Raw genomic sequence first — 23598 nt, 5'->3', positions numbered from 1 at the left:
CGTGCTTGGATGGCTCCTACGGACCAACCCCACGAAAACTTCATCTTCCCTGAAGAAGTTCTGCCTCGCGGTAACGCACTTTAAAAAAATCTGGATTTGGATTTCAGATTAATTTAATTTTTTTAAATTAATCTGAAATCCAAATCCCTATTCCCCGGGGCAGGTGCGGTACTCCCGTGTCCTACTAGGGAAACAAAAAAACCCAAAATCCAAAATCTAAAATCGTTGGAGGTTCTACCGGGTGGTAACGCTCTCTAATTCCTACGCAAGCGGTCGCGACCAAGAATCCTCCGGGTTCGCTTGGTGGTCTGGCAACGCTCGTTTAATCAATCTCTCCGGCAAACTGCTGGGCGCACACGTCGCTCACGCTGGCTTGATCGTGTTCTGGGCCGGTGCAATGACTTTGTTTGAAGTCGCTCACTTTATCCCAGAAAAGCCCATGTACGAACAGGGCTTAATCTTGATGCCCCACATCGCTACTTTGGGTTGGGGCGTCGGCCCCGGCGGTGAAGTTACGGATATCTTCCCGTTCTTCGTAGTCGGCGTTCTTCACTTGATTTCATCTGCTGTTCTCGGTTTGGGCGGCATTTATCACGCCGTTCGCGGTCCGGAAGTTCTCGAAGAATACTCTTCTTTCTTCGGCTACGACTGGAAAGACAAGAACCAGATGACCAACATCATCGGCTATCACCTAATTTTGTTGGGTGGCGGTTGCTTGCTGCTGGTGGCTAAGGCGATGTTCTTCGGCGGTGTCTATGACACTTGGGCTCCGGGCGGCGGCGACGTGCGTATTATCACCAACCCCACTCTGAACCCGGCTGTGATTTTTGGCTACTTGGTTCGCTCTCCTTTTGGTGGCGAAGGCTGGATTGTCAGCGTCAACAACATGGAAGACATCATCGGCGGTCACATCTGGCTCGGCCTGATTTGTATCGCTGGCGGTGTTTGGCACATTTTGACCAAGCCTTTCGGCTGGGCTCGCCGCGCCTTAATCTGGTCTGGCGAAGCTTACCTGTCTTACAGCTTGGGCGCTTTGTCCCTGATGGGCTTCATCGCTTGCTGCTTTGTCTGGTTCAACAATACTGCTTACCCCAGCGAATTCTACGGCCCGACGGGCCCGGAAGCTTCTCAAGCGCAAGCTTTGACCTTCCTGATCCGCGACCAACGCTTGGGTGCTAACGTCGGTTCTGCACAAGGCCCCACCGGTCTGGGTAAATACCTGATGCGCTCTCCTACTGGCGAAATCATTTTCGGCGGTGAAACGATGCGTTTCTGGGATTTCCAAGGCCCTTGGTTGGAACCCTTGCGCGGTACTAACGGTTTGGACTTGAACAAAATCAAGAATGACATTCAGCCTTGGCAAGCTCGCCGCGCGGCTGAGTACATGACTCACGCTCCTTTGGGTTCTTTGAACTCTGTGGGCGGTGTGGCGACTGAAGTTAACTCGTTTAACTTCACTTCTCCTCGTTCTTGGCTGGCCTGTTTCCACTTTGTGATGGGTTTCTTCTTCTTGGTCGGCCACTTGTGGCACGCTGGTCGCGCTCGCGCGGCTGTCGCTGGCTTTGAGAAGGGTATCGATCGCGAAAATGAACCAGTGCTGTCTATGCCTAATTTGGACTAATCGATCGAATTTATTTCTGATTTGATTGTCTAATCGAAAAAGGCTCCTGCTCGGGCGGCAGGAGCTTTTTTTTTGCTCCAATATCTAGAAAAAGTGGCTTTGCGGTCGATCGACCTTTCTCTGAGTGACTCTGCAAGTCTTAAAACTTGACAAATTTACTCAGTTAGGGTAAAGAGCTTGCACTGCCGGGTCTACAAAGTTTATATTTAAAGTAGAAAAGTTTTAGCTTAATTCACGAGAAGCCCCACGTCTCAACCCAAAGGGTGAGCGTGGGATGAATCGTGGGGCGACGTAGGTACGGAGTCGCCCAATCTCTTACTGGGTAAACTGTCGATAAAGTCTTCTATTATCTGAGTCATCGTTTTTTCTTTTGAAACTGCATATAAACGCAGCTTATTCAATCGTCGCTCTGATGTCCGAATTCTGATGTATTTATCCTTCATTTTGTTTCCTCATTGTTTCCTCGCTTGGTATTATAATACAAGGAGTTTGCATAAGTAAAATGCTGAAAGCATTTAAGGTTAGACTATATCCAACGGCCGAGCAACAAGTGGCTCTATCAAAGTCATTTGGTTGCGCCCGTTGGTATTGGAATTACGCCTTAAATGCCTGCATTCAGCACTACCAGGAAACGGGTAAAACTTTAAAGCTGGCAACTTACAAAGGGATGTTGCCTCAACTGAAGAAAGACTTTCCTTGGTTGAAAGAGGATTGCTACTCTGCTGTATTGCAGTGTGTGGCAATCAATCTCAATAAAGCCTATACAAACTTTTTTCAGGGGATAGCCAAGTTTCCTAGATTCAAGTCAAAGCCGGATAAACAGTCAATTCAGTACCCTCAAAACGTCACTGTTAAAAATGATTTGCTCTGTGTTCCAAAAATCGGTGAAATCAAAGCAGTGTTTCACCGTGAAATCACTGGAATCATTAAGACAGTAACAATCAGTAAGACTCCATCGGACAAGTATTTTGCCTCTATTTTGTGTGAAACAGAAGACTCTTCTTGCCCGGATTCTGGAAACAAAACTTTAGGCATTGACTTGGGATTGAAGGATTTTGCCATTGTTCATGACGGTGAACAAGTAACCAAGTATTCTAATCCCAAGCACTTGAAGCGCCATGCAAAGAATCTTGCCAGGAAACAACAAAAGCTTGCTCGTAAAACTAAGGGGAGTAAAACTAGAGAGAGATATAGAAAACTTGTAGCTAAGGTTCACGAGAGAGTATCAAATACCCGCCAAGACTTTCTGCATAAATTGAGCAGGAAACTGGTAGACGAAAGCCAAGTCATTGCTGTAGAGAATCTCAATACAAAGGGTATGGTTCGGAACCGTAAGCTATCCAAGGCAATATCCGATGTCGGTTGGGGCATATTTGTCAACTTCCTTACGTACAAGCTAGAGCGCAAGGAAGGTAAACTCGTAGAAATTGACAGATTTTTTCCCAGTTCTAAAAAGTGTTCATGCTGTGGTCATGTTGTCGATCAATTGCCGCTTGATATCAGGGAGTGGGATTGTCCTAAGTGTGGAACTCATCATGACCGTGACGCTAATGCTGCATTGAACATCCGAACTGAAGGCATTCGGATACTGACTATCGACGGAGGGAACCCCGTTCTTGCCGTGCAGAGGCGGAGTAAGACCAATAAGCCGCAAGGTGGAAAGGCATCTGTCAATGAAGCCGGAAGCCCACACTTACTCGAAGAGAAGTGTGGGTAGTTCACTCCCACACAATTGAAAGTTGCAATGCTTTTTTGCAATTTTAAGGTAACTCGTTAGCCGTGCAAAACTAATCGACCATCGCCCTCAGAATATTTATATTTTATTAAATGGCGGTGGCCGAATTTTTTAACAGGCACAAAACTTTTGGGCGGCTTACTTTTATTACTGGGAAAGCAAAATATTAATAATGGACTCCTTAAAGATCCAAAATGTCAAGGTGAGTTACGATCGAGCAAATTTGCTCGAACGCATCGCCAACCGAATTCGCCGATCTCTAGAATTGCCAGAAATTCTGAGCGCCACAGCAGCGGAAGTTCAATCGTTCTTAGGAACAGACAGAGTAAAAATCTACAAATTTCATAACGACGGCAGCGGTGAAGTGATAGCCGAATCAATTAACGGTAACCGCTTGCCATCACTATTAGGTCTGCATTTTCCAGCAGACGATATTCCCCCTCACGCCCGCGAAATGTTCGCGCAGGTAGAGGTGCGATCGATCGTCGATATAGATTCCGGGCTGCTAGGCCAAAGTCCCCGCCGCGACGCGGTTTCCGGCCAACTGCTGTCCGACGAAATGCGCTTTCGTGCGATCGACCCCTGCCACGCTGAATACTTGACTGCACTCGGCGTCAAGGCTTCCTTGGTAGTACCAATTTTTCACGGCGAAGAATTATGGGGGTTGCTGGTATCTCACCACTCCGAATCCCGGAGTGTCGCAGAAAACGAACTGCAAGGCGTTCAGATGGTGGCAGATCAGCTCGCCGTCGCCATAGCCCAATCAACCATCCTCGCCCGAACCCAGGCGAAAGCGATGCGGGAAACTGCCGTCAACCGCGTCGCCGCAGCCCTTAACTCCCAGCCGGCAATGGAACTGCAAGCAGCTTTGGCAGAATCGGTAGCAGCACTAGACGCAGCCGGCGGCAGGCTGTGTATTTTCGCCACACCATTCATTTTCGACAGCAGCAAGGTTACGAGTATAGTGCCCTATTCGGAGAACTCCACTCGCGCACTCAAAGTCTACACTTGCGGCGAGGGGCCGAAGATGCAAATTTTGGCAAAATACCCGCACCTGGAGCAATACAGTGTCTGGCACGAATATTTTAAATCCGGCGAGCAACAGTTTTGGGCAATTCCCGACTTGTACAAAATTAGCAGTTTGAGAAGCCTGCAACCTGCATTTCGATCGACAAAAATTCGCAGCATTTTAATCGTACCGCTCAAAACCCGCCACCAACTATTCGGTTACTTGAGCATTTTTAGAGAAGAATTTGACACCGAAACTCTCTGGGCCAGACAGTTTGATAGCGACGAACGGCTCGCCCAATCTCGGATATCTTTTGAAGCGTGGAAAGAATCAAAAACAGCCCAAATTAGCGAATGGAAGGCTGAAGAAATTGAATTATTACAAACTTTTGGCAGCCACTTTGCTCAGGCAGTTAACCACCACCAACTACACCAAAAAATAGAGGCACTTAACACTAATTTAGAAATTCAAGTTCAAGAGCGCACAGCTCAACTGCAGCAGGTGACCCAACAGCAGCGAGTGCTGTTTGAAGTAGTGGCAAAAATGCGGGAATCCCTCGACTTGAACAAGATTTTTAGCACGATGTGCCAGGAAGTGCGGCGGGCTTTAAATGCAGATAGAGTAGGGGTTTACCGCTTCGATCCCGCATCGGAATTTAACGATGGCGAATTCGTGGCCGAAGATGTTTTGCCAGATTTTCTGTCAGCAATGGCAGTCAAAGTGCACGATGGCTGTTTTGGAGAAAGGTACGCCAATCTCTACTCTCAGGGACGAATTCACTCAATGTCCGACATCAGACAGGCCGGACTGCAAGATTGCTTTCGGCAAATATTGGAGCAATTTCAAGTCAAAGCTACTTTAGTTGCACCGGTCATGAAAGGCAACGACCTTTGGGGATTGCTGTGCCTGCACCAGTGTTCGGCTCCCCGCAACTGGGAACCCTCCGAAATTAACTTTGCTACCCAAATTTCCGCTCAGCTCAGCATCGCGCTAGAACAAGCAGATTTGCTGGCTCAAACTCAGCAGCAAACAGTTGATTTGCACTACGCCAGCGAGCAGCAACGGATACTGTTTGAGGTAGTTGCTAAGATTCGACAATCTCTCGATTTAGATACAATTTTTCGCACGACAGCTACAGAACTGCAGCGAATTTTAAATGCAGACAGAGTTGGGGTTTATCGCTTCGAGCCCGACTCAAAGTTTAATGAAGGCGAATTTATTACCGAAGAGGTTTTGCCTGGTTTTTGTTCGGTAATGGATGTGAAAATTCGCGATCGGTGTTTTGGGAAAAACTATGCGAATAAATACAGTCAGGGACACATTCAAGTGCTTGCCGACACCGAGAGTGCAGGACTCTCAGACTGCCACGCTGCTATTTTAGCTCAATTTCAAATTAGAGCCCAGGTGATTATCCCGCTGATTAAAGGCAGCGAACTTTGGGGTTTGCTGTGCGTGCACCAGTGCGGCTGTTCCCGAAATTGGAAAACTTCGGAAGTCCAGTTCGCTACGCAAGTCGCAGCTCAGTTGAGCGTAGCATTAGAACAAGCAGATTTGCTCGCTCAAACGCGCCAGCAAACGATCGCTCTGCAGAGAACCGCCGAGCAACAGCGGATACTGTTTGAAGTTGTAGCCAAGATTCGACAATCTCTCGATATCAAGGCAATTTTTAAGGCGGCAACCCAAGAAGTTTCTCAGTTTATGCAAGTCGATAGAATTGCTGTCTCTCGCTTTAATCCTGATTGGAGCGGCCAATATGTTGCCGAGTTTGTGAAAGATGGCTGGAGAAAATTGGTAGGGGAAGGTATCACTACGGTTTGGGAAAATACTTATTTGCAGTCAAACCGAGGCGGCAGGTATCTCAATAATGAAACTCTAGCAGTTGACGATATCTCTCAAGCTTGTCACTCGGAGTGTGACAGCGGTATTTTAGAGCAATTTCAGGTGAAGGCTTATGCGATCGCGCCGATTTTTGTAGGACAAGAACTTTGGGGTTTGCTGACAGCGTATCAACATTCGGGGCCCCGCTGCTGGGCAAGTTCAGAACTTAACTTTTTAGCTCAGATTGCCAATCAGTTAGGCGTAGCTATCCAACAAGCCGATTTGCTGGCTCAAACCCGACGCCAAGCAGAACAAATTTCTCAAAGCTTAAAGGATTTGCAGCACACTCAAGCTCAATTGATTCAGACTGAAAAAATGTCTGGTTTGGGGCAACTGGTGGCCGGGATTGCTCACGAAATTAACAATCCCGTTAATTTTATTTACGGCAATCTCAATTACGCTACTGAATATACTGAGAACTTGCTTAGTTTGCTGGAACTTTACCAGCAGCATTATCCCTATTCTAGCCCTGAAATTGGCGAATTGACCGAAGCAATTGACTTAGAATTTCTGCTAGAAGATTTGCCAAAATTGCTATTGTCAATGAAGGTGGGAGCCGATCGCATCCGTCAAATAGTTTTGTCTTTAAGGAATTTCTCTCGTCTTGACGAAAGTCAAATGAAGGCGGTTGATATTCACGAGGGCATTGACAGCACGCTGTTAATTTTACAGCACAGGCTGAAATCTAATCCGGACAGTGCAAACATTGTGCTAGTTAAAGAATACGGCATTTTGCCTCTGGTTGAGTGTTATGCTGGACAGTTGAATCAGGTGTTTATGAATGTAATCGGGAATGCGATCGATGCTTTGGAATCGCACAAGTTGCTCCCCGGTCAACCTGTGGCTCCTCAAATTAAAATCTCTACTGCTGTCGGTCAACTTGATGGCAATGTTCCTAGCGCGGTGATTCGGATTTCTGACAACGGCCCGGGAATTTCGGAATCTATGAGACAACGCATATTTGACCCTTTTTTCACTACTAAGTCGGTGGGAAAAGGTACTGGATTGGGACTGTCAATTAGTTACCAAATTGTGGTAGAGAAACACGGTGGCATTTTAAAATGCAATTCGGAATTGGGCAAAGGTACTGAGTTTGCGATCGAGATTCCGCTCCGACAGCAGTCAATCGATTTTAGATTTTAGATTTTAGATTTTAGATTGACCCCACGGATAAATGCTCTTTCTTGAGGATTTTCGATTTTCGAAAAGGGATTGATTCCACGGATAAATCACGTGGCGGGTACCATTAAGAAATTCTTGGTCATTAGTCATTAGTCATTAGTCATTAGTCAGCAGTCATTAGTCATTAGTCATTAATCATTAGTCATTAGTCATATCATGTCCGATCGAGGAACCGCGATTTTTGTAGGGGCGGGTTTACCAACAATACCTGCCAACAATCTCCCATCTCAAAAACCCGCCCTGACCGGGATATTATGGTTAATCGATTGGACATGATATCATTAGCCATTAGTCAGCAGTCATCATAGGAAATCTGGCTTTAATACCCATTTTATTCTTTGAGTCCGCGAAAGCACGTGCCTGCACGCCTGCGCTTGGGCAGACGAGACGCAAGTTTAGGATAGGTTTCAACCGCCGAGTCTCATTTAGCTACCCATGAAATCTTTGAGAAATTTCAATAAGATTACTGTACGTAAGTCGTCTTTCTCGAATGCCTTCAACTATCACACTTATGCCGAAGAGAGGTTTTATCTGCGGGGGTCGCCTGTCGAAAAATGCTAGGGTTTGGCAAAACTGTGAGATTCTTGGACTTGAGATTTTGGAAGATGGTTTCGGCATTCCATTGCTTTTCGGCATCTCTACGAACCTACTTCAAACCATTGTCGATTTTTACTAAGCACGCAAAAGCAATAGCTTTAACAATTTTTCAACCGTGGAATGCGGCGGACTCTGCCCGTTAAAAGAAATCGGCACTCGATGGGCGAAGTGTGTCAATAACATCGAATCGAGCTCGGATGGTCCACATGAGCGAGCAATAGTTCTCCATTGGGTTCATAAATTTTGCTCCAGAAATACCGAAGCTGTCACCAGCCACAAAGTAGGACTTCAAGAATAAATCATTAGAATAAAAAATTAAACAATGTGAATCCTTCTCGCCATCGATGGAAAGCCCGCTCGCACTTATGGTAAATTTAAGAGATACTGGCTTTCCATCAAAGCCAGATAAATAAAGGCTTGTAGTCGATCGACCAATACGCCATGCCCGATTCCGAATTTTCCGACGATCTCAAATGGACGCCTGAAGCCAAGGCAAAGCTGAAAAATATTCCCTATTTTGTCCGGGGACAAGCTCGCGTCCGCATCGAGAACTTAGCCCGCGAAGCCGAAACCTCAGTCATCACCGTTGACTTAGTTGAGCAAGCTCGCATCGAGTTTGGGCAATAAGGGATCGAAAGGTACGCTAAAGCTTTAGACTATTAATTGCGTTGTAAGGACAAGGACTTAAAGAAATAGTGCGCAAAATAGTTATAGCTGGCAACTGGAAAATGTACAAAACTAGGGCAGAATCCCTAGAGTTTCTTCAAGGATTCATGTCCTGCCTGACGGAAACCCCAGAGGAACGGGAAGTCGTGCTTTGCGTTCCCTTCACTTCCTTGGCTGTCCTCTCGAAAAATTTGCACGGCAGCCGGATCAGACTCGGTGCTCAGAACGTTCACTGGCAAGAGTCGGGAGCTTTTACTGGGGAAATTTCCGGGCCAATGCTTAGTGAACTTGGTGTGCGCTATGTCATCGTAGGACACAGCGAGCGGCGCCAGTATTTTGGGGAAACTGACGAAACGGTGAATTTGCGGCTGAAAGCTGCTCAGAAATACGATTTAATTCCGATTCTGTGCGTCGGGGAAACCAAGCAGCAGCGAGATGCAGGGGAAACTGAAGCTCACATTTTTTCTCAGTTGGAAAAAGATTTGGTTGGTGTTGACCAGCAAAAGTTGGTAATTGCTTACGAGCCTATTTGGGCGATAGGGACTGGCGATACTTGCGAAACGAAGGAAGCTAACCGAGTTATTGGTTTGATTCGCAGTAAATTGACTAATCCTGACGTGCCAATTCAGTACGGCGGCTCTGTTAAACCGGAGAATATTGATGAAGTTATGGCGATGCCTGAGATTGACGGGGTTCTGGTAGGCGGTGCGAGTTTGGAATCTGCGAGTTTTGCTCGAATTGTCAATTACAAGTTGTGAAAATTTAAGTAGGGGCTGGTGCTCGAGCCAAAAATTTGTCGGCAGTTGCTTAAATTTGCGCTCTCACCCGCCCTGACTGGGATAGTTGGGCGATCGAATTTGTACTAAATCTGCCCCTAAAAGACCCCTCGAAAGGGCGGGTTTTGTACAAAAATTGTTTATTCAGAGCCAGAGACTTTTTGCTAAACCAGCCCCTAAAAGTTATCTGTTATCTTTTCAAGTAGAGCGATTTAGAATAACTGATGACCGATCGCAAATTAACCATTAGAAATAAATCTTTCGAGTGGGGAAAACGCACTTATTTAATGGGCGTTTTGAACGTCACCCCTGACAGTTTCAGCGACGGCGGAGATTACTATACCATAGAATCTGCTTTAGCGCAAGCGGAAAATATGGTAAAATCTGGAGTTGATATTATTGATATTGGCGGTCAATCTACTCGGCCGGGTGCAGCGGAAATATCCTCTTCAGAGGAGATAGATCGCGTTATACCTGTGGTACAGATACTGCGGCAAAAAGCCGAGATTTTTGGCTCAGTTCCTATTTCGGTCGATACTACCAGAGCGCAGGTTGCCAAAGCTGCGGTTGAGGCGGGAGCTGATATTATCAATGATATTTCGGGAGCAACTTTTGACTCGGCAATGCTGTCAACCGTTGCTCAGTTAAAAGTGCCAATAATTTTGATGCACATTCGGGGAACTCCCCAGACGATGCAAAAACTCACAGATTATCGCGATTTAATTGGGGAAATTAGGGAATTTTTAGAGAGTCGAATTGCGGAGGCAGTGGCTGCGGGGATTGACAAATCTCACATAATTCTAGACCCTGGTATTGGCTTTGCTAAGACTTACAGTCAAAACTTGGAAATTCTGCAGCAGTTGGCCAAATTCCGCGGTTTGGACTGTCCAATTTTAGTAGGAGTATCGCGCAAAAGCTTCATCGGTCATATTTTGAATCAGCCATTGGCGAAACAAAGAATTTGGGGGACAGCGGCGGCTTGTACAGGTGCGATCGCAAATTCGGCAGATATCTTGCGAGTTCACGATGTCACAGAAATGCACGATGTTTGTCTGGTTGCCGACGCCATCTTCCGATATCAATCTTGAGAAGTTTGAGTATCGATAACTTTCATTTCCCCGCCGCGATCTCCCAAAGGGATATCAGGGATAGACTCCATCAAATTGTTGAGAGCTTCTGACATATTCTTCGGGTCCATAAACAGAATTTTGGCATTGTCGCTTTCGCCCAATTTTTCTTGAGCCTGTAAGTATTTTTCGGTGACTAAGTAATTCAAAACTTGCTTGCTATTCGGATGGGAGTCTAAAGCTTCAACTAAGAGCCTCATGTACTCCTTAGTGCCGATCGCTTTATTGACCATTGCTTGCCACTCGCTTTTAGTGGCGCGCTCCAATTCCATCGCTTCTTGCACCCTTTTCGGAGGTGTAATGCTTTGAATTTCCACCCGAATTACTTTGACGCCCCAAGTTTCAGTAGCTTCGTCCAACTTCTTGAGTAACTTTTTATTCATGTCATCTCGGGAAGCCAAGATGTCTTGCATTGGCAATCGAGCAATTTCAGCGCGAAACGTCGTTAAAACTAAGTTGGCGATCGCATTTTCAATTTGATCGATTCCATAATAAGCTTTCTGTAAATTCACAACGCGCCAATACACAACGGCATCGACTTCGAGAGCCACATTATCTCCCGTGATTGCTGACTGAGGTTTAATGTCTAAAACTCTTTCACGGCTTGTGTCCACGCAGACGACTTTTTCGACCAGGGGACTGATAAAGTGGAATCCGGGCTTTAGGGTGCGCTTGTATTGACCCAAACGTTCGACTAAAGCTTCGTCGCCGCCGCTGACTATTTTGAAGCTTGAGTTAACAGCGTAGCCGAGGATGAGCGCAATGATCATGGTGAGAAGAGGCTGCCCCATTTCTACTTTCCTGCTAAGGTTGACTGAGAATCGATCGGAATTCTCCTCTAATTTAACTCAAAATCGGCCACACAGTGCTAAAATATCTCGACTGTTAATAACTAACTATTTCATCGGGTAGACCCCCATCTGCTCCGACTCTTACGGCGCTAGTCAAACCCAGGATATCAACAACACATTTCCACAAAAGACATGAAAAACGATCGAGAGTTTCGCTTGTTCAAACCTTTGAGGTGGATCGCCCCAAGCATTTTGGTGGGTGCAGGAATCTGGAATGGGGCAGCGGCCCAACAGGTACAAGCTGAGCCAATCGCCCTGCAACTAAAGCAAAACTTGCAGTCGCAGAACTTGCAGCCACCGCGCCGAGGACCTGCTGTTCGAGAAGTTCTATCCTACGAGATGAAGGGAGACGAACTCAGGATTTGCAAGCAGGAAGGCAACTCCGAGAAAAAGTGCCAAGTTGTAGGTAAAGGCTACACGGTGGGTTTGAGAACTGCCAACGACCTTTACGGTCAAGGAAATACTGTCAATGCCGAAGCTTTGTACCGGCAACTAATCGCTCGCTATCCCAAACAAGCGGATGCTTATTACAAGTTGGGAACTATGCTGTCGGGCCAAGGAAAAATGAGCGACGCGATCGGTCTATTCCAAAAAGCAATTGAAGCCAACCCGCAACACGCCAAAGCTCACAACGATTTAGGCGTGGCGATGGCAAGTCAGGGGCAGTTGCCCGAGGCAATTGTTCAGTGGAGACAAGCCGTTAAAATTAACAGCCAATATCCCGATGCTTTAAACAATTTAGGAGTCGGTTTGTACCAGCAAGGAGATAAGGAAAACCAAGCGGAGGCAGTAGCCAGCCTCAAAAAAGCTAAGGAGTTATTTATCAAGCAAGGCAGAACTCAAGCCGCTAACAGAATCGATCGAATTTTGGAGGAAATGAATTCGCCCTCGAGCGACTCCTAAACTCAACCGCCGATCGCGGACATTGAAACAAAAAACATCATTGGCGATCGGCGTTAATGGGCGTTCACCGCAGGTTAAACACCCCCAAAAACGAGAATCTAAAGCATTTCCTTCAAAACTTGTATAATCAAATCCCCATCCACCCGATCGCTCACAGCGGCCTCACCCAAGCGCACCGGCAGCACAAACCGCACCTTGCCATCCTGCACCTTCTTATCGAGTTGCAAAGTATGCAAAATTTCCTCAACATCCACACCCGCAGGCAATTTAGCAGGTAAACCCGCTTTTTCAATCAAAGCAGACTGGCGGCGATCGCACTCTTGATCCCACATTCCCAACTCCACAGCCAACCGGCTTGACGCAGCCATGCCGATAGCCACTCCTTCCCCGTGATTGATCGCCTTGTAACCGGTCAAACTTTCCACAGCATGACCGATGGTGTGTCCGTAATTCAAAATCGCCCGCAAACCCGATTCCTTCTCATCCTTGCTTACCACCTCAGCCTTAGCTTGGCAAGACCTGCTCAAAATTTCTGCCAACAAATCCGCCTTCACATAGCGCATTTGATCCAAACGCTTGCACTTCTCCAACTTCCCGAAAAGTTCAGCATCCCAAATCACCCCGTACTTGATCACCTCCGCCATCGCCGAGCGAAACTCCCTCGCCGGCAGAGTTTTGAGTACATCCGGGTCAATCAAAACCAAGCGCGGCTGGTGAAAAGCCCCGATTAAATTCTTCCCCAAAGGATGATTTACCCCCGTTTTGCCCCCAATAGAAGCATCAACCATCGCCAACAGCGAAGTCGGAACCTGCACGACATTAATTCCCCGCAGCCAAGTCGCCGCCGCAAAACCCGTCATATCGCCCACCACCCCGCCGCCCAAAGCCACCATTGTCGAGGAACGTTCTAAACGGTTTGCCAAAGCCGCACCGTAAATTTTCTGCACCGAATTTAAAGTTTTGTACTGTTCTCCCGGTGGTAAGATGCAGCTACTGACTTCCAGGCCTGCCGATTCGAGGGCTGCTGTTGCTCTTTCGCCGTACTGCCGAAAAATCGACTGATTCGACACCACCAGCACTTTTTTGCCCAAACTTAGATCGCCCATCAGACTGCCGAGTTCGTCTAAACCGCCCGATCGCACGCAAACATTGTAAGATTGTGGCCCCAAGTCAACTTTAATTATCGATTGCATATTTATCTAAGTTTAGATATTAGATTTTAGATTATAGTTCTTATATGTCTTTTTATTGATTGTTTTGGAGAAATTGCAATGACTCTTAGCGGAGCAATAACTTATTTTGGGATTTTCGGCGGCATGATTGGCTTGGCGACAGTGCTGATGTTTGGTCTGCGGGCTGTCAAACTCATCTAATTCGCCTGCTTTGTGACTTGGAACTCAGAGATTGAAACCTCTGGTAAAAGTATCGATCGTCCGAAGTCTTTGCACCCCAAAAATCTCTGATTAAACTTGGAGATTTGGCGCGCAAATGCTTCGGTCCCTAGAACCTGAGAGTAAAACTAGCTTAATTAGACTCTTGGCTGACTGACAATTCCTTGACGAACGCTAATTCATCTAATCCCGAAGAAACTTCTTGGCACACAGCAACAGACCCGAAAAATATTGTAAAATGAAAGGAAAGTAAGGCGGGAAGCTGTTGCCAATCAAAAGACTAAGACTCCGACAGTCAAATATGTTACTAAATATACCTAAACCTATTCGTTGCAACAAGTTATAGGTAAAAACTCTCACCCTGGCATCTGAATTAATTGGAATATCCAACTATGTTTGCCATAAAGCGATCGCTCAAATAAAATAACAACAAAGCGGCGCTACCAGGAAGTCAAAGCACAGCAGGTACGGGGAGTAGTCGCCAGTTTATCCATCCTCAGCCGCCGTCGCCTAAGTTCTGTTTAAATATCTGCACCTACTTACACAAAGTCACAATTCTTGCAAAGCGGGCGTTTTAACAAGCGCTATGATAATATTTGACAAGTAACTAGCGACGATCGAGCTTGTGGAGAAATTTATCCCAAACAAGTAAATCCTGCTAATCGGGGAGCACTACAAAATAACTTAAGATTAGCTTAACAAATTATGAATGCGCTCCCCAACTTCCCAGATTATCAAATCACAGAGCAATTGTACACAGGTACGCGCACCCTTGTCTATCGAGGCATCCGTACCAGTGACCAACAACCCGTTGTCATCAAATTACTGCAAAATGAATACCCAAACTTTAACGAAATCGTTCAATTCCGCAACCAATATACCATTGCCAAAAATCTAGACTTTCCTAGTATTATCAAACCCTTAACCCTAGAAGTATATGGCAATGGCTATGCCTTAGTAATGGAAGACTTTGGTGGAATTTCCCTATCTGATTATCTCCAAACAGCCACGGATGAAAAAGCCCAATATCAATACTTACCTTTAGCTGAATTTCTCAGGATAGCTATTAAAACAACAGAAATCCTGCACTACTTATACCAAAATAGAGTCATACACAAAGACATAAAACCGGCTAATATTCTAATCGAGCCCGCCACCAAAAACATCAAATTAATTGATTTTAGTATTGCTTCCCTCCTACCAAGAGAAACTCAAGAGATTCATAATACTAATGATTTAGAAGGCACATTAGCCTATCTTTCTCCTGAACAAACGGGTCGAATGAATCGAGGCATAGATTATCGTAGTGACTTTTATTGTCTGGGAATGACATTTTATGAATTATTGACGGGAACATTACCATTTAGATCGGAAGATGCAATGGAATTGGTACATTGTCACCTGGCGAAACAGCCGACACCCATCCATCAAATTAATTCAGAAATACCACTAGTTCTGTCAGAAATTGTCAGTAAGCTGATCGCAAAAAATGCCGAAAATCGTTATCAGAGTGCCTTGGGAATTAAGCACGATTTAGAAATCTGTCTAGCTCAACTACAAACTACAGGCACAATAGAACCTTTTGAAATAGGAAAGCGAGATATCAGCGATCGCTTCCTAATTCCCGAAAAACTCTACGGAAGAGAAGCCGAAGTTAATCAACTATTAAATTCCTTCGATCGTGTCGCCAATGGCACAACAGAAATAGTGCTAGTAGCGGGTTTTTCTGGGATTGGCAAAACCGCAGTAGTTAATGAAGTACATAAACCTATAGTTCGGCAACGCGGCTATTTTATTAAAGGGAAATATGACCAATTTCAACGGAATATCCCATTTTCGGCTTTCGTGGAAGCTTTTCGCGATTTAATGGGGCAACTATTATCAGAATCAGAAGAACAACTGCAAACATGGAAAACCAATATTCTCGCAGCAGTGGGAGACAACGGGCAAGTATTAATTGATGTAATTCCTGAGTTAGAAAACATCATCGGTAAACAGCCACCATCCCTAGAGTTATCAGGAACAGCCGCCCAAAATCGCTTTAATTTATTATTTCAAAAATTTGTCAAAGTCTTTACCAGTAAAGAACATCCCTTAGTGATGTTTTTAGATGACTGGCAATGGGCTGATTCTGCATCACTGAATTGGCTCTCATTATTGAGGCAACAAGATACAGGACATCTATTGATATTAGGTGCTTATCGAGATAATGAAGTGTCACCAGTACATCCATTTATCTTAACCGTAGATGAACTGCTCAAAACTGGGGCAACGGTAAATACGATTACATTACCACCGTTAAGAGAATCGGATATTAATCGATTGGTAGCAGATACGCTAAATTGCGAACTATCTTTTGCCCAGCCTTTGACAAAATTAGTCTATCAAAAAACCAAGGGAAATCCTTTCTTTGCAACTCAGTTCCTCAAAGCTTTACACGATGACAAGTTAATTACCTTTAATTGGGATATCCAGCATTGGCAGTGCGATATTTCCCAAATCAAAGCCTTGACAATTACAGATGATGTTGTTGAATTCATGGGGTTGCAATTGCAGAAATTACCAATTCCAACTCAGGACGTTTTAAAGTTGGCTGCTTGTATAGGGGCGCAGTTCGATTTGCATAATTTGGCAATAGTTTCACAACAATCAGAAACTGAGACTGCGACGGTTTTATGGAGAGCATTGCAGGGCGGTTTGATTTTACCAATTAGTAATGTTTATAAGTTTTATCAGGTTGAAGGCAATAATAACTTAAGCCCCGAAGATGAAAATGCTAATAAACAAAATGCTAGATACAGATTTTTACACGATCGCGTTCAACAAGCTGCCTATTCTCTGATTCCCAAAAACCAAAAACAGGCAACTCATCTCAAAATAGGTCAACTTCTCCAACAAAAGTTATCAGAGATAGAAAAGGAAGAAAATCTATTTGATATTGTCGGGCATTTGAATTTAGGAAGTGGGTTAATTACTCAAGCTGAAGAACGAGAAGCCTTAGCCAGACTTAACTTAGCAGCCGGACAGAAAGCCAGAAATTCTACAGCCTATTCAGCCGCCAGAAGTTTTGTGCAAATAGGAGTTGAGTTGCTAACCCCAGACTGTTGGCAAACTCAGTATGAATTAACCCTCAATCTGTATGTAGCTGCGGCGGAAACTGCCTACTTGAATGCTGATTTTGATGCTATGGAAAAAATAGCAGATATGGTTTTGCGATCGGCTAAAACAATATTAGATAAAGTCAAAATATTTGAGATTCAAATCAACGCACTGACAGCCCAGAGTCAGATGTTAGAAGCGATCGCAGTAGGCAGAAATGCCCTAACACAATTAGGGGTTGAGTTCTCATCGGAACCTGACGAAGCCTTGATCGGCAAACTACTACAAACCCTTGCCGATCAACTCCAGGGCAAACAGATTGAGGAACTGATTAACCTCCCTGTGATGAGCGATCCTCGGACAATTGCGGCTATGCAACTGTTAGCAATGTTGTTTTCGCCCATTTTTGCGGGAAATCCTGCCTTGCTGCCTCTGCATTGCTCCACAATGGTCAGTCTATCACTCCAATTTGGAAATGCACCGGCATCAACAATCGGGTATGCAAGTTATGGCATGGTGCTCTCTGTCTTTTTGGGAGAAGTAGAAAAAGGCTATTCCTTTGGTCGAGTGGGACTGAGCGTACTCAATCAGTTGAATGTAGGGGAATTTAAGTCCAGAACTTTACTTTTGTTTGGCTGTTTTCTCCAGCATCGTCAAGAAGCACTAAGGGCAGTAATTATAACGGCAAAAGAGGGCTATATGGCTGGAATGGAAACTGGTGATGCCCTAAATGCTGGCTACAATATTAGTGTTTATTTTGACGATAGTTTCTTCGCTGGAGTGGATTTATATGATTGGGAATCAGAAATAGAAAATTACTGTGTTGTCTTAGCTCAAGTTAAGCAAGATTCTCCTCTGGGTTATCTGAAGATGAAAAAACAGATGGTGCAGAGTTTGATAGAAGTTGTCAATCAACCGGATTTATTAATCGGAACAGCCTACGATGAAACGGTGATGATTCCCAAACACTATCAGGATAATGAGTTTACAGCACTCGCTTTTCTCTATATATACAAATTGCTCCTTGCCTATCTATTTGGCAACTACACCACTGCCCTAGAATACCTAGCCCAGGCTAATCTTTATTTGATGGCAGCAGCAGGAGTAATTCATACTGCGGTTTTCCATTTTTATGCCGGGTTAACCTACTGGGCAGTATTTTCTACGCAGTCAGAAATTGAGCGAGCTAACACTCTCCCTTTGGTAGAAACCCATCAAACTACTCTGGCTCAGTGGGCGCGTTATGCTCCGATGAATCACCAACATAAAGTTAACTTAGTAGAGGCAGAAAAATGCCGAGTTTTAGGCAAGAATTATGAAGCAGGAGATTTGTACGATCGCGCAATTGCCGGAGCCAAAGAAAACGAATATATCCAAGAAGAAGCGTTAGCTAATGAACTAGCAGCTAAATTTTATCTGGAGTGGGGCAAAGAAAAAGTTGCTTCTGGATATATGCAGGAAGCATACTACTGTTACACCCGATGGGGTGCGAAGGCGAAAGTTGCTTATTTAGAACAACACTATCCCCAACTACTAGAAGCTATTCTCCAACCGACTAAACGAGCTATCATATCTGAGGGAACAATCTCTCCAACGCTGATCAGAAGCTTAACTAGCACCAGTAACACCAACAGCCAGAATTTATGGTTGGATTTTCCGGCGGTGATGAAAGCAGTACAAGCTATTTCACAAGAAATTGAATTAGAGAAACTATTAGCCACTTTGATGCAAGTTGCCATCGCCCATGCCGGAGCGCAAACCGGAATTTTAGCGATCGATCGAGAGGCAAAATGGTTGGTAGTGGCGAAAGCGGATCAAAACCATACAGAAAAGAGGTATATTTCTTTAGCTGAATGTCAAGAATTACCCCAAAGGTTGATTTATTCTGTAGCCCGAAGTCAAACAATGGCGGTTTTTGATAACTTGAGTGCTTCCACTCAATTTGCAGGCGATCGCTACATCATCACCCAGCAGCCTAAATCAGTTTTATGTATTCCGATTAGCAAGCAGGGAAAATCGATCGCGATTTTGTATTTAGAAAACAATCTAACAGTGGGAGCATTTACAAGCGATCGCGTCGAAACCCTCCAAATTATTAGTGCTCAAGCCGCTATATCCATTGAAAACGCCCGTTTGTATCAACAAGTAGAGAACTACTCTCAAACCTTGGAAGCGGAAGTAGAGCGAAAAACAGAAGAGTTAAGCCAAAAAGCTTTTGATTTAGAGCAAACATTGAAAAATTTACAGCAAACCCAAACACAACTAATTCAGAGTGAAAAAATGTCAGCCCTCGGTCAACTGGTAGCGGGGATAGCACACGAAATTAATAACCCAGTTACTTTTATTCATAGTAATCTTCAGCCGACAGAAAATTATATGAAATCTTTGCTGAATTTGCTGGAACTTTATCAGCAAGAATATCCAAATAAAAGCTCAGCAATTCAAGCAAAGATTGAGGAAATTGAGTTAGCATTTATCAGGGAAGATTTAACTAAGATCCTGGAATCCATGAAAGCCGGAAGCGAACGAATCAAACAAATTATCCTGAGTTTGCGTAATTTTTCTCGCTTAGACGAAGCAGACATGAAATCTGTAGATTTACACGCCGGACTGGAAAGTACTTTACTAATTTTACAAAACGGGTTCCAAGAAAGTGATAATCAACCCAAGGTACAAGTGATTAAAGAGTATGGCAACCTTCCTCATGTCACCTGTTATGCGAGTGAGATGAATCAGGTATTTATCAGTATTATTAGTAATGCTCTTGATGCTCTCAAACAAGTTAGTCAAACTAATAAAAATCCTTGGATTAAGATTCAGACTGAAGTGATAGAAAAAGAGTGGGTAAGAATTGCGATCGCTGATAATGGTAGTGGGATTCCTACCCATATTCAAAAACGCATATTCGAGCCATTTTTTACAACAAAACCTGTGGGGAGTGGTACAGGTTTAGGTTTATCTGTCAGCTATGCTATTATCAAAAAACATCGGGGTAAATTAACCTGTAATTCGACCGCGAGCAGGGGGACAATTTTTGTAATTGAGATTCCGAGCGACTATCTGGTATAACTTGGGCTGGAGAGAAACTCAAATATTGATGTCAAGAGGAAACTAGAATGGGCTTAAAAATTCACCGGGATTTTCGTAATTGGGAAAGGGACGATCGCATTGGGGACACCGAGTGGTAAACAAAGGGTGAGTATCCAGCAATTCCAATTGTTCCTCTCACCTCCACAATCAAAAAATATGGGTGAGAGTTCGTCAAAGATTGCAAAAATCAAGATTAGATATTCAAAACGGCTAGATTAAGGGCGTACTTATCGTCGCCGTTGCTTCTTCTGTTCGTAAGGATAGCAGTCAATCACGCAAGATCTCATGTAACTCCCTTTGGAATCAGAGTCCATCAGTTCTAGATAGACATTATTCGGCACTTCAGAATATAGATAGGTTTTGCCACTATTGAAAACAACCTCCAGATTAGAAGTTGTTTCGTCATAACCCACAGCTTTTATCATGCTGGATTCGACTGGTTGTAGTTTCATGATTTCCCGATAAGTAAGGCTACCTGAAAAAAACAGCATACCCAAATCCCGGACTTTTTAAAGAAGTCAGGAATCTCAAGCCCGATCGCACCTGAATTTCCCCTAAAATAATTTCTACTCCCTCAATCCAAAATCCCAAATCCCAAATCTAAAATCGAAATGACTCACTCCACCGATATCGTCACCCTCGGCCGCTGGATGGCCTCCGACTTCAGCAACCAAGCCCAAGCCTTTGAAAATCCGCCCTTCTTCGCCCACATCCGCGTCTGCATGAGACCTTTGCCCGTCGAACTTCTGGATGGGATCAGTTTGTACCTAGAGCAAGCCTACGATATCGAGCTGAATGTACCGTACCGAGTGCGAGTTTTGAAATTAGTCCCGGCGGGCGATCGAATCGACATCGAAAATTATGCCATAGAAAACGAAGAACAATTCTACGGCGCTTCCCGCGACCCGCAACGGCTTAAAGAAATGAAAAAAGCACAACTGACACTGCTTCCCGGCTGCACCTTTATTACGCACTGGACGGGCAACAGCTTCAAAGGGTTTGTCGAACCAGGAAAAGGCTGCGCGGTGGTCAGAAAGGGCAAAAAAACCTATCTAGACAGTGAATTCGAGATAGACCAAGACAAATTTATTAGCCACGATCGCGGACGGGACCCCGAAACCGACGCCCACGTCTGGGGAGCCCTCGCCGGCCCCTTTGAATTCACCCGCCGCGCCAGTTTTGCCGACGAAATTCCGGTTTAATCAAAAAAAACTGAGTCTCTCCTGGGCGAACACGCTTGATTAAAGGTTCAGAATGCACCAATACCTGGTACATTAACCCAGTATTGGCAAGCAAGATTCACCGTTGATTTATGAAAGTCCTGGTTATTGGTGGCGATGGCTATTGCGGTTGGGCAACCGCACTCTACCTTTCTAACAAGGGTTACGAAGTTGGCATCCTCGACAGCTTCGTGCGGCGGCACTGGGATCTGGAACTGTGCAGCGACACCCTCACTCCGATCGCACCGATTCAGCAACGACTCCAGCGATGGCAAGATTTAACGGGCAAGTCGATCGACTTGTTCGTCGGTGACATCACCAACTACGATTTTCTCAGCAAAAGCATGAGAAAATTTGCACCAGAGGCGATCGTCCATTTTGGCGAACAGCGTTCTGCCCCCTTCTCAATGATCGATCGCGAACACGCAGTCCTCACCCAAGTCAATAACGTCGTCGGGACACTGAACCTGCTGTACGCCATCCGCGAAGACTTCCCCGAGTGTCACCTAGTGAAATTGGGGACAATGGGCGAATACGGCACCCCGAATATTGACATTGAAGAAGGCTACATCACGATCGAACACAACGGCCGCAAGGATACACTACCCTATCCCAAACAACCAGGCAGTTTCTACCACCTGTCAAAAGTCCACGACTCCCACAACATCCATTTTGCTTGCAAAATCTGGGGTTTAAGAGCCACCGACTTAAATCAGGGCGTAGTCTACGGCGTGCTCACAGATGAAACCGGCATGGACGAACTGTTGATCAACCGTTTGGACTACGACGGAGTATTCGGTACAGCCTTGAACAGATTTTGCATCCAAGCTGCGATCGGTCATCCTCTGACAGTTTACGGCACGGGCGGACAAACCCGGAGCTTCTTAGACATTCGGGATACCGTGCGGTGCGTGGAATTGGCGATTGCCAACCCCGCCGAAGCCGGACAATTCCGCGTCTTCAACCAATTCACCGAACAATTCAGCGTCGGCGACTTAGCCTCATTGGTGCAAAAAGCAGGCACGGCAATGGGATTAAAAGTAGAAATCAACCACCTCGACAATCCCAGAGTCGAGAAAGAAGAACATTATTTCAATGCCAAAAACACCAACTTGCTAGAGCTCGGCTTGCAACCGCACTACCTCTCAGATTCCCTGCTTGATTCTCTGCTGAATTTTGCCACAAAATATCAGCACCGCGTCGATAAAAATCAGATTTTGCCGAAGGTTTCTTGGAAGTAAGTTCTGCCCTCTACCTGGGGGGAAAGAGCTTTTTAACGAACCGCGAAGGCGCGAAGGGCGCGAAGTAAGAGAAAAGAAGGGAAGTGAGGAGAAGGGTTCGCAAGTTCTGAATGGATTTCGCTGTATATTAAGACGCTCTATCTTTTTTATCTTTTGCTCTGTGTCCTCTGTGTCCTCTGCGGTTAATTAAAAAATTCCATAAGGTTTTTAATGCTGGCTTTTTGGCAATAAATGCCGTGAAAAGTCGCAGGATTATTCTGTTGCTTTTGGTTGTTAAGTCCGGATTTTTAACCCATGCAGTTTCTGCTTATTATTTAATATCGGAATGGGCTGCACTAACGGCGAGCAATCAAAATTACCGCGCCCGTTAGCGAAGCCCCATCTGCCACTGGAACAGAAATATCAATTGCCAGAACAGCACAGGAAATTCACAGAATTAATTGCTTGGCCGAAGGTGTGGGATTGCTTTGAGGTGGGATAATTGTATCGATCGCAATTCACGGAGTTTGTATGTTGCCCCGAGAAACATCACGAGAGTAATTAGTTGTGGTGAAGCTGCTAACAGAACCCTACTTACACCAGGCAAGTAAATGGCCGAAAACAGGTCGTCACATTCTGGCACAATTTGATGAACATACGGTCGTAGTGTACCAAGCCTACCGTCCGGCGATCGGTCATTTTGCAGCGGAAAATGGTTATTTCGGCGGGGAATTCAGCCTGAATCGCATGAGTTGGATTAAGCCAAACTTTCTATGGATGATGTATCGCTCGGCATGGGGTACTTCATCGGGTCAAGAAGTAATTCTTGCTATTTGGCTAAAGCGCTCGGCGTGGGACGAAATTTTAGCATCTGCTGTTCATTCTAATTTCGTTCCAGCAGTGTATGGAAGCGAAAAAGAATGGCAACAAGCTGTTAAAAACTCGGCGGTACGGCTGCAATGGGATCCGGACCGTCACCCAAATGGATCGAAAATGGATCGGCGGGCAATTCAACTCGGTTTGCGCGGCAGTGTTTTAGCTAGTTACGCGCGAGAATGGATTGTTAAAATTGAGGATATTTCCCAATTCGTACAGCAACAGCGTCAATATAACGGAGGCGATAGCACGCAATTACTGACTCCTTGTGAGACAGTGTATCCTGTCATCGACCCCGACATCTTCCAGAGGCTAGGATTATCGGCTCCCTAAGTAACTTACTGTCAACTACCCACC

Annotated in this window: 16 protein-coding genes; 12 read left to right on the top strand and 4 right to left on the bottom strand. The window is 45.1% G+C overall.

All coding sequences use genetic code 11. The annotated features are described in order from the left end of the window. Positions 1-241 precede the first annotated feature (241 nt). On the top strand, positions 242-1621 hold the full coding sequence (gene psbC, locus QUB56_RS25410) for a photosystem II reaction center protein CP43 (RefSeq protein ID WP_332958972.1): 1380 nt from the start codon (positions 242-244) through the stop codon (positions 1619-1621). A gap of 251 nt (positions 1622-1872) precedes the next feature. Here psbC and QUB56_RS25405 read toward each other — a convergent pair whose 3' ends face one another. Beyond that, positions 1873-2064 carry a hypothetical protein gene (locus tag QUB56_RS25405; protein WP_332958971.1) on the bottom strand — a complete coding sequence of 64 codons (192 nt, stop codon included), beginning with the start codon at positions 2062-2064 and terminating at the stop codon, positions 1873-1875. A 59-nt stretch (positions 2065-2123) separates the two neighbouring features. Here QUB56_RS25405 and QUB56_RS25400 point away from each other — a divergent pair, with 59 nt between their 5' ends. From QUB56_RS25400 to folP, 5 genes are all read left to right on the top strand, one after another. Then, positions 2124-3338: an RNA-guided endonuclease TnpB family protein gene (locus tag QUB56_RS25400; RefSeq protein ID WP_332958969.1), complete on the top strand. Its 1215-nt coding sequence runs from the start codon at positions 2124-2126 to the stop codon at positions 3336-3338. A gap of 190 nt (positions 3339-3528) precedes the next feature. Next, on the top strand, positions 3529-7386 hold the full coding sequence (locus QUB56_RS25395) for a GAF domain-containing protein (RefSeq protein WP_332958968.1): 3858 nt from the start codon (positions 3529-3531) through the stop codon (positions 7384-7386). Positions 7387-8463: 1077 nt separating this feature from the next. After that, positions 8464-8649 (top strand): PCP reductase family protein, encoded by a 186-nt coding sequence (locus QUB56_RS25390; protein WP_332958967.1) that lies wholly within the window; start codon positions 8464-8466, stop codon positions 8647-8649. A gap of 68 nt (positions 8650-8717) precedes the next feature. Next, a complete protein-coding gene (tpiA, locus tag QUB56_RS25385) occupies positions 8718-9446 on the top strand; it encodes a triose-phosphate isomerase (RefSeq protein WP_332958966.1) in 729 nt (242 codons plus the stop codon). Positions 9447-9688: 242 nt separating this feature from the next. Further along, entirely contained in the window at positions 9689-10552 is an 864-nt protein-coding gene (folP, locus tag QUB56_RS25380; RefSeq protein ID WP_332958964.1) for a dihydropteroate synthase, read from the top strand. Here the strand turns inward: folP and QUB56_RS25375 are convergent. Further along, positions 10543-11382 (bottom strand): stomatin-like protein, encoded by an 840-nt coding sequence (locus tag QUB56_RS25375; RefSeq protein ID WP_332958963.1) that lies wholly within the window; start codon positions 11380-11382, stop codon positions 10543-10545. The two genes, folP and QUB56_RS25375, sit on opposite strands and share 10 nt — an antisense overlap. A 192-nt stretch (positions 11383-11574) precedes the next feature. Here QUB56_RS25375 and QUB56_RS25370 point away from each other — a divergent pair, with 192 nt between their 5' ends. Beyond that, entirely contained in the window at positions 11575-12345 is a 771-nt protein-coding gene (locus QUB56_RS25370) for a tetratricopeptide repeat protein (RefSeq protein ID WP_332958961.1), read from the top strand. Positions 12346-12443: 98 nt separating this feature from the next. Here QUB56_RS25370 and aroB read toward each other — a convergent pair whose 3' ends face one another. Further along, a complete protein-coding gene (gene aroB / locus QUB56_RS25365; RefSeq protein WP_332958960.1) occupies positions 12444-13538 on the bottom strand; it encodes a 3-dehydroquinate synthase in 1095 nt (364 codons plus the stop codon). Between the two features lie 78 nt (positions 13539-13616). Between aroB and petL the strand changes: the two genes are divergently transcribed. Continuing rightward, on the top strand, positions 13617-13718 hold the full coding sequence (petL, locus tag QUB56_RS25360; protein WP_006633742.1) for a cytochrome b6-f complex subunit PetL: 102 nt from the start codon (positions 13617-13619) through the stop codon (positions 13716-13718). A gap of 723 nt (positions 13719-14441) precedes the next feature. Beyond that, on the top strand, positions 14442-19904 hold the full coding sequence (locus QUB56_RS25355; RefSeq protein ID WP_332958958.1) for an AAA family ATPase: 5463 nt from the start codon (positions 14442-14444) through the stop codon (positions 19902-19904). Positions 19905-20152: 248 nt separating this feature from the next. Here the strand turns inward: QUB56_RS25355 and QUB56_RS25350 are convergent, their stop codons facing one another. Further along, a complete protein-coding gene (locus QUB56_RS25350) occupies positions 20153-20377 on the bottom strand; it encodes a KTSC domain-containing protein (protein ID WP_332958956.1) in 225 nt (74 codons plus the stop codon). Positions 20378-20536: 159 nt separating this feature from the next. Between QUB56_RS25350 and QUB56_RS25345 the strand changes: the two genes are divergently transcribed. The 3 genes from QUB56_RS25345 (at position 20537) to QUB56_RS25335 (ending at position 23574) form a co-directional block, all read left to right on the top strand. Then, the gene (locus QUB56_RS25345; protein ID WP_332958954.1) at positions 20537-21127 is read left to right on the top strand and encodes a chromophore lyase CpcT/CpeT; all 591 of its coding nucleotides are present in this window, start codon (positions 20537-20539) and stop codon (positions 21125-21127) included. Positions 21128-21237: 110 nt separating this feature from the next. Beyond that, entirely contained in the window at positions 21238-22386 is a 1149-nt protein-coding gene (locus QUB56_RS25340; RefSeq protein ID WP_332958952.1) for an NAD-dependent epimerase/dehydratase family protein, read from the top strand. 546 nt (positions 22387-22932) lie between these two features. Further along, on the top strand, positions 22933-23574 hold the full coding sequence (locus tag QUB56_RS25335; protein WP_332958950.1) for a DUF4291 domain-containing protein: 642 nt from the start codon (positions 22933-22935) through the stop codon (positions 23572-23574). Positions 23575-23598 lie beyond the last annotated feature (24 nt).

This window comes from Microcoleus sp. AR_TQ3_B6 (genome assembly GCF_036702785.1).
In the GTDB taxonomy this organism is placed as follows: domain Bacteria; phylum Cyanobacteriota; class Cyanobacteriia; order Cyanobacteriales; family Microcoleaceae; genus Microcoleus.
This window is presented reverse-complemented; position numbering and strand designations above follow the sequence as displayed.